This is a genomic window from Endozoicomonas atrinae (genome assembly GCF_001647025.1).
Taxonomy (GTDB): Bacteria; Pseudomonadota; Gammaproteobacteria; order Pseudomonadales; family Endozoicomonadaceae; genus Endozoicomonas; species Endozoicomonas atrinae.
This window is the reverse complement of record NZ_LUKQ02000962.1, coordinates 1-239: the sequence shown is the minus strand read 5'-3', so window position 1 is coordinate 239 and position 239 is coordinate 1. Positions and strand designations below refer to the sequence as shown.

At 62.8% G+C, this 239-nt stretch carries 1 protein-coding gene; it reads left to right on the top strand.

The window, feature by feature from the left end; translation table 11 throughout:
• A partial coding sequence (locus tag AK963_RS31720) for a VCBS domain-containing protein (RefSeq protein ID WP_139117867.1) occupies window positions 1–239 on the top strand: 239 nt, incomplete at both ends.

Here is a 239-nt window from a genome sequence, read left to right as displayed (position 1 = left end):
CCTTTACCCCGACGGTCAGCAACAACACCACCAGTGACGGCACCGGCCAGGTGGACTGGACCTTCAGCGTCCCCGATGCCGACCTTGACTACCTGGCCGCGGGTCAGGTACTGACCCAGACCTACACCATCACGGTCAACGATGGCAATGGCGGCACCGTGGACCAGCAGGTGACGGTGACCATCACCGGCACCAATGATGTACCGACCATTACTGCAGCCACCGATGTCACCGGCGCG